An 11854-nucleotide genomic window follows, 5' to 3' on the forward strand; every position below is an offset into this window, starting at 1 on the left:
GGCGCCCAGGCCGGTGCCACGGTGATCGCACAGTTCCCCGACGGTGACCCTTTGGCCAAAGCGGTTGCCGACCAGGTCAGTGCCGCGGTGGCAAACCTGGTGGCCGTTCCCGTCGTCCAGACGGCCCTGACGTCGTTTGTGAACGCACTCGGCACCAGCATCCTCAACTCCCCGCAGGCAGTGGCGGCACTGTCGACTGCCGCCGGCGGGCTAGCCTCGGTGGAACTCCTGTACGGACTGGCTGAGTCAACGGCCAAATCCGAAGCCCAGAAAGCGATCATCGACGGTCTGCTCAAAACCCCCGCAATCGACACCGCAGTAAGCCAGTCGGTCACGGCCGGGGTGACCGCACTGTTCGGCAGCCCCGAGTTGTTGACGGCGGTGAACTCAGCTGCCGTGTCGCTGGTGACCGGCCTGCTCGGCGACACCGCGGTGCAGACCGCACTGAGCGCACAGGTCGCGGCGGATGTGTCGAAGGCCTTCGGTAACACGACTCTGGGCGGGGCGGTTGGCGCCCAGGTTGGTGCCGCGGTGCTGGGCCTGCTGGGCAATGCGGCAACCCGGACCGCGCTCGTCGGCCTGGTTGACACCACTATCGGGGATTTCTTCAATTACCCGGGGGTTGTCCCGGCCGTCGCCAAGGCCGCCGGAGAGGTGGCCGCGGCCAACCTGGCCGGGGATGACGCCGCGGCGAAGGCTGCGACGGAGCAATTGAAGACCACCCCCGCTGTGCAAGCAGCGGTCGGTGTCGCGGTGGGCGATGCGGTCAGGACCTTGCTAACCGACCCGAATCTCCTTACCGCGCTGGACAATGCAGCGGCATCCTTGGTGTCCGGACTTCTCGCGGATCAGGACGTTGAGACTGCCCTGAGCGCGACGGTTTCGCAGGATGTCTCCCGCCTCCTCGGTGGTGGCGCACTGGGTGATGCTGTGGGCACCCAGGTCGGCAACGCAGTCGCCGGTCTCTTGAGCCAGCAAGCGGTCCGTACCGCATTGGCCGGCTTGGTCGACACCGAACTCGGCGACTTCTTCCGCTCCGCGGGCGTGGCCGACGCCTTTGTCTCGGCTGCGAACACCTACACGCTGGATGTGCTCGCCGGAGGCGACCCCAAGGACGCCGCGAAGGCAGCGGAGACATCGTTGCGGGCCAGCACCGCCGTCCAGGATGCGGTAGGCGGCATCGTCACCAAATCCGTCGCGGAATTGCTCAACGACTCCTCGCTGTGGTCGACGCTCGACAATGCGGCTGCAAACCTGCTCGGCGGCCTGCTCGCTAATCCCGACGTTCAGGAGGGCGTGAGCGAACGGGTATACACCTCAGTCTGGACGGCCTTGAACGGCACGAACTTCGCCGTCGCCGTCGCCACTCAGGTCTCGACAGCAGTGGTCGACCTGATGAAGAACCCGGATATCAGCTCCGGCCTGGTTGGCGTGGTGGACACGGTGTTGACCGATTTCTTCCGCACGGACGGTGTGGTGACCGCATTCTCCACTGCCGCAGGCGAATTGGCCTCCGCAGCGGTGGCGGACACCTTGGATTCCGTTGCGCCTCAAGTTCAGGCCGAGTTGCGTGCCAACACCGACGTTCAGAATGGGGTGAAGCTGGCCGTCGGTGATGCGGTCACCGCCTTGCTGACCAACCAGACGGTGGTGTCGGCAGCCAACGACAGGCTGGCCTCGTTGATGAGCGATCTGCTCGGCGACCCGGATGTCCAGGCGGGGCTTGATCAGGGCGTCTCAAAGAGTGTGTCGGACCTTCTCGGCGGCGGGGCGTTCGGCGATGCGGTCGGCGCCCAAGTCGGGACAGCGGTCGTCGAGATCATCAGCAATCCCACGGTCAAGGATGCCCTCGAGGGCTTGGTCGACACCGAACTCGGCGACTTCTTCCGGTCCGACGGCGTCGTCGCCGCGTTCTCCTCCGCTGCGGACACCTTCGCACTCGACGTGCTCACCGGCACGAGGGTCAGTGTCGCCGCAGAGATCGCGGTCAAGCAGCTTCGAAACAGTCCTGCGGTGGACACCGCGGTACAGAGCGTCGTCACCGCCACGGTGTCGGAACTGTTGGGCAATCAGGACGTATGGGAGGCGGTCGACGGGACGACCTCGCGGTTGATCGCCGATCTGTTCGCCGATACTGATGTCCAGCAAGCGGTGGCAGGCAAGGTGTACGCGAACATCTGGGTTGCGTTCAACGGCACAGCACTGGGCCAGGTAGTGGGCGACAAGGTCGCCGACGCGGTGGTGTCCCTGATGCAGAATCCGGATGTCGTCCTCGGACTGGTCGGCCTCGTCGACACAATGACCGCGGACTTCTTCGGCTACCAAGGCGTGGTCGCCGCATTCTCCACCGCAGCAGGGGAATTGGCGGCAGCGGAGGTCGCGGGTGACATCACAACCGTCGCGCCGGTGGTCCAGGCTGAGTTGCGGGCCAACTCCGACGTCGAGCAGGCTGCCGGCCTCGCGGTCGGTGACGCGGTCGAGACACTGCTGACCGACGACGCGGTGCTCTCAGCACTGGACAAGACGGCGGCGGGGGTGGTCACCGAGCTGCTCGCCGACCCGACGGTCCAGGCGAAGCTCAACGAGCAGATCGTCAAGGAGGTCTCCAATGCCGTCGGTGGCGGCGATCTGGGGCAGGCGGTGGGCACCCAGGTCGCGGCCACGGTGGACACCTTCCTGAAAAACCCGAATGTCCGGGTCGCGTTGGTGAGCCTGGTCGACGATGAACTCGGGAACTTCTTCCGCTCCGCCGGCGTCGTATCCGCGTTCTCCGAGGCCGCTGACATGTTCGCCATCGAAGTGGTCACCGGCGAGAGCGTCAAGACTGCGGCCGATGACGCGATCACCTGGTTGCGCAACAGTGCCCCGGTCCAGGACGCGGTAATCGGTGTGATCACCGAATCCGTCGGTGCGCTGTTGAGTAACTCATACGTGATCCAGGCGGCCGACAGCGGTCTCACGACACTGCTCACCAACCTCGGCCCCTACGCGGGCCAATTGGTCACGGTGTTCGTGACCAGGTCGCTGAGCGACTCACCGATCGCCGTCCCGGTCGGACAAGCCCTCGGCGCAGCGATGGATCAACTGCTCGCCGTTCCCGGATTCGGATCCGGACTCGTCACGATCATCGCCTCGGCACTGCCTGATTTCCTGCGGCAGTTCGGCGTCCCCGAAGCGGTGGCAGGCATAGTGGGCGATTACGCGGCGGCACTGGTGGCCGGCGAGGACCCGAAGGTCGCGCGGCAGGACGCCGAGCAAGCCCTGCGGACGAACCCCACCATCGACTCGGCGGCGAAGACCACCGTCGCAGACTCGCTGATACTGGCCGATCTCAACCTGCTGAGCAGCCCGTCCATTCAGCAGGCGCTCGGGGCAACTACCACCACGTTGATCACCACGCTGGCCGGTGACGAGGCGGTGCGAACCTGGGTGGCAGGACGGAATGGGCCACTGGCCGAACTGCTCGGCAATGCGCCCGTGGCCGCAGAACTGGCGTCAACGGTGGGGGCCGTGGTCACTGCGCTCCTGGGGTATCCCGGCTTCAACGGCGCACTTCTGACTGCCGTCAACACTTTCGCCGATGACGTCATCGACGATGTTCCTCAGGCCACAGCGCTGCAGAATGCACTCGACGAATTGCGCTCCGCCCCCGCCTACGTCGCCGCGGTCAAGTCCGTAGTGCCACCGGCGATGAGCTCGCTGGTCAGCTATCCCGACGTCCGTCAGGCGGTGGGTGTTTACGCGGATGAAGAGACCGTCCTCGAACTACGGAAAGTCGGCATTAACAACCGCTTCCTGGACCGAACCTTCGGTCAGGTGGCCAACGGCACGGTGGATTCGTTGCTCAACAAGCAGGCAGGGGTCACCCTGGCCGACGATCTCGCGGTCAATCTGATGCTCGGGATGCCGCTGAAGGATTGGAGGAGCTTCACCGTCCAAGAGGTCATCGGATCCCTGGATCTGCAGCTCGCACTCGGCGTGTCCGTAGGCCAGGGCATCGGATCGCTGTTCGGCGACAACAGCGTCGGCACGCTCATCGGTACGGTGGCCGCAGTCCCCGCCACAGTGGTGATCGGTATCGGATCCGCGATCATCGGGTTCTTCCAATGGATCTTCGGCCGGCCGAGCTTCGGCGTCGTGGAGCCGGCCGCGGCGGTGGATCTTCCCGTGTGGAACGCTACCGTCGTCGATCTGCGAGCCGCCGGACTTCGCATTCAGCTTCCGGCTTGATCGAGTTCATCGCCGTCAGCCAGAGCGACGACCTGGCCCGGCCACTACTGGCCGAACTCGCCGCCGAGTACAGCACCCGCTACGGCGAGCCGCTGGATCGAGTGCATGCCGGCCTGGTCAGCTATCCAGCCCAAGAGTTCGCCCCACCCCGCGGCGGCATGCTGATGGGCGTGCTCAACTCTGTTCCGGTGACCGGTGGCGCGTTCCGCCGGTACGGCGAGGTCGACGGCGTGGAAACCGCTGAGCTCAAACGTGTCTGGACCGATCAACGGTACCGCCGGAAGGGCTACGCCGGGCTGTTGCTCGATGCACTGGAGGCCGAGATCGTCGCGCGTGGCTACCGGCAGATCTATCTGACCACCGGCCACCGTCAGCCGGAGGCTGAGGCGCTCTACCTCGCCCGGGGCTACACCCGATTGGACGCGCCTCTGTCCGCTCGCACCGAGACTTACCGCGCCGAAGTCCATTTGGTGCCCTTCACCAAAGAACTTCCGACGCCGAGTCCCTAGTTTGTCGCTGCTGCGGTGGGGTCCCGGTCGGCCGCAGGCTCGGCAGTGACGACCGATCGGCGACCCATCGCAACGCCCCGGTCCTCGTGTCGACGAGCAGGTCGGTTGACTGGCCGGGATCGGCCGGTCTCCGTGGTCATAGGCGATGACGAACACGTCGCCGTTATCCCAACCCCACGCCGCCGCAGCGGAGATGCCACGCGATCGAACGCGTGTTCGATATGATGTGTCCCGACCGTCACTCACCCGCAGCGGCGTGTCGAACCCGGCAGCGCCGACACCGCCGATATGACGGTGTTGCTCCAACGAACTCGAATGCCGACCACCGCCAGCACCGCATCACCGAGAAGGACGACCACCCCGTGAGTTACACCGCCGCCGACATCACCGAACTCGACGACGTCCAGCACACCCGGCTGCGCCCGGCGGTGAACCTGGGGCAGGACGCCCTACTCACCGCCTTGCGTGAGCTCGTCGACAACGCCGTGGAGGAAGTCGCCAACCCAAACCATGGCGGGTCGACGGTGACCATCACGCTGCACGCTGACAGCTCGGTGACGGTTGCCGACGACGGACGTGGTCTGCCCGTCGACACCGATCCGGCCACCAAGAAGAACGGCATCGTCAAGACGCTGGGCACCGCGCGGGCCGGCGGCAAATTCGACCAGCACACCGACGCCGCCACCACCGGCGCCGGGCTCAATGGAATCGGAGCCGCGGCGGCGGTGTTCATCTCCGCCCGCACCGATGTCACGGTGCGCCGTGCCGGCAAGACCTACGTGCAGAGCTTCGGGATGGGATATCCGGGCACGTTCAGCGGGAAGGACTTCGACGCGCAAGCCGAGTTCGTCCGCGACGACACCCAGAAACTGCGCGGCGTGAACAACCGGAAACCCGATGCCCACGGCACCTCGGTCCGCATCCTGTTCGACCCGACTGTCACCCCGGACTGTGTCATCGACATCAACGAGGTGCTGCTGCGCGCCCAGGCGGCGGTTCGCATGTGCCCGGGAGTGCACCTGCGGGTGATCGACGAGGGCTGGCCGCTCGGCGAGGTGCCCGAGATGCTGACCGCGCCGTTCGACGGACCGTGGGGCACCGACGCACTGCTGGACCTGATGTGCGGCGCCGCCGGCGCCCCCAAACCCGAACTGATCCTGACCGTCGAGGGATCCGGTTCCTACACCACCGGCCGGGGTCCCACTCCGATGCGCTGGTCGGTGGCCGCCGGCCCCGCCGAGCCGGCCACGGTGGCGGCGTTCTGCAACACCGTCCGCACCGCCAACGGCGGATCGCATCTGTCCGCGGCGGTGCGTGGCCTGACCGAAGCGCTGGCCGAAAGGTCAAGCCGCATACGTGATCTCGGCCTGGCCAAGGGCGAGGATGGTCCGGAGGCCCAGGACTTCGCGGCCGTCACCGCCTTGGCCGTCGACACCCGGGCACCGGACGCATCATGGGATTCCCAGGCGAAGACCTCGGTGTCGTCGCGATCGCTGAACCTGGCGATGACCCCGGAGGTGGCCCGCGCGGTCACCGTGTGGGCGGCCAACCCCGCCAACTCCCCGGCGGTCAGCACCTGGACGAAGTTGGCCCTGGAGTCCGCGCGGGCCCGCCGTAGCGCCGAGGGCGCCAAGGAACGCTCGCGGGCGGCGTCCAAGGCGAAGGGATTGGGCACCAACCTGTCCCTGCCGCCCAAGCTGCTGCCCAGCCGGGAGAGCGGTCGGGGCAGCGGTGCTGAGCTTTTCATCTGCGAGGGCGACTCGGCGCTGGGCACGGTCAAGGCGGCCCGCGATGCCACCTTCCAGGCGGCTTTTCCGCTGAAAGGTAAGCCGCCCAACACTTTCGGCTGGACAACGACCAAGGCCCGCACCAAGGAGGAGTTCGACGCGATCGAACGAATCCTGGGCTGCGGCGTGCGGGACCACTGCGACCCGGAGAAGTCCCGCTACGACCGGATCCTGTTCGCCTCCGACGCCGACCCCGACGGCGCCAACATCAACTCCAGCTTGATCTCGATGTTCCTCGACTTCTACCGGCCACTGGTCGCCGCCGGCATGGTCTACGTGACGCTGCCGCCACTGTTCGTCGTCTACGACGCCGATACCCGTGTCTACTGCCAGGATGAGGCCGAGCGGGACGAGGCGGTCGCCGAACTGCGCGCCACTTCCCGCCGCAAGGTCGAGGTGCAGCGCAACAAGGGTCTGGGCGAGATGAACGCCGACGACTTCTGGAACACCGTGCTCGACCCGGCCCAGCGCACCGTCTACCGGATCAAGCCCGACGACAAGGCCGCGAATCTGCACCACATTCTCTTCGGTGGGCCGCCGGAGGGGCGCCGCGACTGGATGGCTGCCGCCGCCGCCCGCGTCGACACCGCCACCCTCGACCTCAACTAGGAGCATTGGCCCATGAATGTCATAGAACAGAACCCAGACCTGATCCTCGACGTCTCCGCGGACGACTACTGGAACCGCTACCAACTGCTGTTCGCGCTCTACAGCACTTCCGACCGGGCGATCCCGTCGGCCTACGACGGGCTGAAGCCCGGGCAGCGGCGGTTGCTCTACCAGATGTATTCCTCAAATCTGTTGCCGGGCAACAAGCCTCAGAAATCCTCGAAGATCTGCTCGGCGGTGACCGGTAACCTGCACCCGCATGGCGGGGCGGCCATGTACGGCGCCGCGGCACTGCTGGCCGCCGAATTCCAACGGGTCAAGATCATCGACGGCCAGGGGGCGTTCCCCCGCATCCAGGGCGACATCCCGGCAGCGGACCGCTACACCGAGATGCGACTGTCGGCCGCCGGGGCGGCACTGACCGCGGAGTTGGCCGACCACGCCGTGCCGATGACGGAGACCTTCGACGGCGAATGGATCGAGCCGACAGTGCTGCCGGCCCGCTTTCCGGTGCTGCTCGTCAACGGCGCCATCGGCATCGCCGAGGGCTGGGCCACCAAGGTTCCCGCCCACAACCCGCGCCAGGTGATGGCCGCCTGCCGGGCGCTGCTGAAGAAGCCGGGACTCTCCGATGACAAGCTGATGGAACTGCTACCAGGACCCGACTGGGGGTGCGGCGGGTCGGTCGTCGGCTCCGATGGGCTGCGCGACTACGTCACCACGGGGCGGGGTTCGTTCACCGTGCGCGGGACGCTGTCGGTGGAGGGCCGCAATGTGGTCATCACCGAACTGCCACCGGGCGTGGCCAGTTCCACTGTCCAGGAACGTATCCGCTCACTCATCGCCGGCGGCGACCTGCCCGGCGTGGCCGACATGTCCGATCTCACCGACCGCCGCAACGGGCTGCGCATCGTGGTCAGCGCCAAGCGCGGTCACGACCCACACCAGCTGGTCACCTCACTGCTGGCCCTGACACCGTTGGAGTCGACGTTCGCCGCCAGCCTGGTGGCCCTCGACGCCGACCGCATCCCGCGGTGGTGGTCGGTGCGGGAGCTGATCGCCTCGTTCCTATCACTGCGCGACTCCGTCGTGGTTCGCCGCAGTGAGTACCGGCTGGAGAAGGTGACGGCCAGAAGGCATCTGGTGTCGGGCCTGCTGCTCGTCCACATCGATATCGACGCCGCCGTCGCGGTGATCCGCGGTTCGGACACCGTCGACGAGGCCCGCGCAGGCCTGTGCGCCAAGTTCAAGATCGACGAGATTCAGGCCGACTATGTGCTGGCCCTTCAGCTGCGCCGGCTGACCAAGCTGGATGTCATCGAACTGCGCACCGAAGCCGACAGGCTCGACGCCGAGCACGCACATCTCACCGAGCTGCTGTCCTCCCCCGAGGCCCGCAAGAAGCTCATCGACGCCGAACTGGTGGAGACGGCAAAGCTGTTCGCCGGTAAGGAGTTCGACCGGCGCACCGTCCTGGATCTCGACGCCGCTCCGGTGGCGGCGAGCGTTGAGAACGACGGGCCCCGCAAGCCCAACGCCGCGTGGCGTCTGGACCATCAGGGGATCCTCTCCGACAGCCACGGCGATCTGCTCACCGACGGTCTGGGCTGGGCGGTGTGGACCGATGGGCGGGTCAAGTTCACCACCGGCACCGGCCTACCGACAAAGGTTCGCGACGTCGCGGTGGCCCCGGACATCACCGGCCTGCTGTGCTCGGGCGTCCTGCCCGAAGGGGCACACCTGGCCCTGGTCACCCGTCGCGGCAAGGTGCTGCGCATCGACCCGTCGGTGATCAACCCGCAGGGCGCTGCCGGCAACGGCGTCGCCGGGGTGAAACTGGCCGCCGATGGTGACGAGGTGATCGCCGCGCTGCCGATCACCGGCGCGGCAGGCGAGGCTCTGCTGTCGGTGTCGGAGAAGGGCTGGAAGGTCACCGACTGCGCGGACATCCCGGTCAAGGGCCGCGGCGGCGGCGGAGTCGGATTCCATCCCTTCGTCAACGGTGAGGACGCACTGCTGTCGGCGACGGTCTCCCCCACCGGATTCGTCCGTAACGGCAGGCGCATTCGCGGTGAAGCCAGGTCCAAAGCGACGGTGAAGAGCGCCGCGGGTGGCATCGTTCCCTCGGAGCAGTAGTGCCTGAGGCGGCCGGGTCCACGCTGCTCGTCGGGGTGAGCACGGCTGAACTACCCCTGCACGTGCAGGCGGTGCTGGACCCGGAGATTCCGCGACCCGCGGAATCCCGCTTCCAGTTGCGGCGTACGCATCTGATCTGGGTTCCGTTGGCCTGGCTGCTCCCTCTCCTGGTCGTCGGGTTCTCCAGCTTGGAAGCGACGATCGCGGCCTGGCCGGACCCGGCGGCCGGACCCGCCCGAATCATCTACGGCTCGATGACCGTGATCTGCCTGACCTTCGCCGCTGTCAGCGCCCACCGACTGGTCCTCGGCATCGGTGAGCGCGAAGAAGTCAAGCAGGGCCGCTACCGCCAGGGTCTGCATGTGCTGGGCACGGAGGGCCTGCTGATCGCGGGCCGTGATGCACACACCTGGGTTCCGAGGCCCCTGCTGCCCGAGCCGGTCGCCGTGACCGCCAGATCCGGCGGGGGCGGGGTGCAGGTGTTCGCCTACACCTTGGCCGACGGCAACGGGCGCGTCGCACGGCTTGACTGCGGATTCCCCACCCAGTCGGCCCTGTGGCTGTGGGCCGAACACGGCTACCTGCCGGATGGAATCGGGTGGAAATAGAGCTGTTGAATCGGACAGTGATCCGATGCGGTTCAGCCGAGGGCCTGTATTCCGGTAGCGGCGGCGACGGCAGCACCGGCGAAGTCACCGTCACGAAGCTTCGGTTCGATCGTGTTGCGCCGCAGGTCGTCGACCGCCTGTTCCGAGGCATTCGAGGCGGCCGCTGAGACCAGGAAGGCATATTTCCGTTGTTTGGTCGCGACGGCGAGAATCGCGTCGCGTTTCCCCATCTTCGTCAACGAACCTGTCGTTCTGGCCCACTCACCGGGCGCGACGTTGAAGGCCTCGACATAGACGACCCATAAGCGAACATCCCGGGCTTTGTACAGACTCTTGACGGCCGAGGTCACCTCGGCCGTCTGCTCGCTGCTCAACGCCGTGGCGGTATCGGTGACGGCGCCGTCCAGCCTCATGGGTGCCGTCGTAGGGGCCGTAGCCTCGGGTGCGCTGGGCGCCGGGGACGCGGACGCTACCGTCTGCTGGCCTGTGGTCACCGCATCTTCCTTGGGCAGAAGGGTTTTCACACCGAATCCGATCCCACCGAGTAGGGCAAGCCCGGTGAGGATGACGGCAACCCGCTTCGGCCAGATGTACTTGATCGGCGGACGCGTTCCCGCGGGCCGGCCGTCACCGGAAAAGGGATCGACCTCGGGGTTGGACCCGGGATAGGGCGGGATGCTCATCCTGGTGCGCTCCGATCGTCGTGGAAGTGTCTTCGCACCAGCCTAGCGACATATCGTGCGGCGATCCCGAGGCCTGAGGTATCGGTTCAAATGATGCAGTCGCCGGCAGACGAGCCGAAGCATGCGGAGGTTGGCGCGTTCCTGACCGCCGTCGACGACGTGATGACCAGCAATACGCTGCTGTTGAAGTTTCAACTCGATGCAAGTTCGGTGACGCTGGTTTGCCCGGACTTGCTGAGGGGCGCAGAACCTGTGGTCCCAAATTGGTCCCGGAACTAGACTTTCACGTCGTCGTCGGGGCGAGCCTTTGATGAACCGAACGAATCGCGCTGGAACCGTCGCCCACCGCTGCGGCAACACGTTTCATCGACTGTGCGCGGACATCTCCGGCCGCGAAGATTCCCGCGCGGGACGTTTCGAACGGCAGCGGCTCGAAGCCGACGTCGCCAAGGTCGCTGTCCGTGAGGACAAACCCCTTGGCATCGAGCTCCACGAAACCCTCGAGCCAACTGGTGGAGGGAGAGGTACCGATGAAGGAGAAGAGGCCGACGCAGGGCTGACGCACGGAAGCGCCCGTTTGGTTGTTCGTGATCGTGACACCCTCCAGACGGGTATCACCGTGGAGTTCGGTCACCTCGGAGTAATTGACCAAGCGGATCTTCGGGGACGCGTCGATCCGGTCAATCAGGTAGGTCGACATCGAGGAACTGAGGTCAGCGCCGCGAATCGCCAGGGTCACGTCCGCCCCTTTTTCCGCGAGGAACACCGCGGCCTGTCCCGCGGAGTTGCCGCCACCGACCACGGTGACGTCGTGCGGGCCGCACACCCGCGATTCCACTTCTGTCGCGCCGTAGTAGACCCCGGCGCCTTCGAACTCCCGCAGTCGGGAAACCGGCAGCCTCCTGTACTGAACGCCTGGCGACAGGACCACCGACCGCGCCATCAGAGCCACCCCGTCAGTCAGCGTAAGCCGATAGCCCTCACCTGCCGATTCGATACGGGTGACCATCGAGGGACTGGAGATTCGAGCCCCGAGTCGTTGAGCTTGTAGGGCTGCGCGTTCGACGAGGTCTCCTCCGGAAATCCCGGACGGGAATCCGACGTAGTTCTCGATCCGGCTGCTCGTTCCCGCCTGGCCGCCGATGAAGTCACTGTCGACCAGGAGCGTCCTGAGTCCCTCGGACGCTCCGTACACGGCCGCGGCGAGCCCGGCCGGCCCGGCACCAACGATGACAACGTCGAACACTTCGAGATCGGTTGCCTCATAAACGAGACCGAGGTGAGATGCGAGT

The 11854-nt window shown here is 66.4% G+C and carries 7 protein-coding genes; 5 read left to right on the top strand and 2 right to left on the bottom strand.

Annotated features, from left to right (window positions below; translation table 11 throughout):
* The 5 genes from ACR2JI_RS03010 to ACR2JI_RS03030 form a co-directional block, all read left to right on the top strand.
* Positions 1-4230: hypothetical protein (locus tag ACR2JI_RS03010; RefSeq protein ID WP_526387885.1), on the top strand; the 4230-nt coding region annotated here is incomplete at its 5' end.
* The gene (locus ACR2JI_RS03015; protein ID WP_526387887.1) at positions 4227-4739 is read left to right on the top strand and encodes a GNAT family N-acetyltransferase; all 513 of its coding nucleotides are present in this window, start codon (positions 4227-4229) and stop codon (positions 4737-4739) included. The genes ACR2JI_RS03010 and ACR2JI_RS03015, both read left to right, overlap by 4 nt.
* A 362-nt stretch (positions 4740-5101) precedes the next feature.
* On the top strand, positions 5102-7135 hold the full coding sequence (locus ACR2JI_RS03020) for a toprim domain-containing protein (RefSeq protein WP_526387889.1): 2034 nt from the start codon (positions 5102-5104) through the stop codon (positions 7133-7135).
* Positions 7136-7147: 12 nt separating this feature from the next.
* On the top strand, positions 7148-9271 hold the full coding sequence (locus ACR2JI_RS03025) for a DNA gyrase subunit A (protein ID WP_526387891.1): 2124 nt from the start codon (positions 7148-7150) through the stop codon (positions 9269-9271).
* The gene (locus tag ACR2JI_RS03030) at positions 9271-9879 is read left to right on the top strand and encodes a hypothetical protein (protein ID WP_526387893.1); all 609 of its coding nucleotides are present in this window, start codon (positions 9271-9273) and stop codon (positions 9877-9879) included. The genes ACR2JI_RS03025 and ACR2JI_RS03030 overlap by 1 nt, the downstream gene beginning before the upstream one ends.
* A 32-nt stretch (positions 9880-9911) precedes the next feature.
* Here ACR2JI_RS03030 and ACR2JI_RS03035 read toward each other — a convergent pair whose 3' ends face one another.
* Positions 9912-10562, bottom strand: a complete 651-nt coding sequence (locus tag ACR2JI_RS03035; protein ID WP_526387895.1) for a TPM domain-containing protein — start codon at positions 10560-10562, stop codon at positions 9912-9914.
* 283 nt (positions 10563-10845) lie between these two features.
* Entirely contained in the window at positions 10846-11808 is a 963-nt protein-coding gene (locus tag ACR2JI_RS03040; protein ID WP_526387897.1) for an NAD(P)/FAD-dependent oxidoreductase, read from the bottom strand.
* Positions 11809-11854 lie beyond the last annotated feature (46 nt).

The sequence above is a fragment of the Mycobacterium sp. genome (genome assembly GCF_051006775.1).
Lineage (GTDB): Bacteria > Actinomycetota > Actinomycetes > Mycobacteriales > Mycobacteriaceae > Mycobacterium.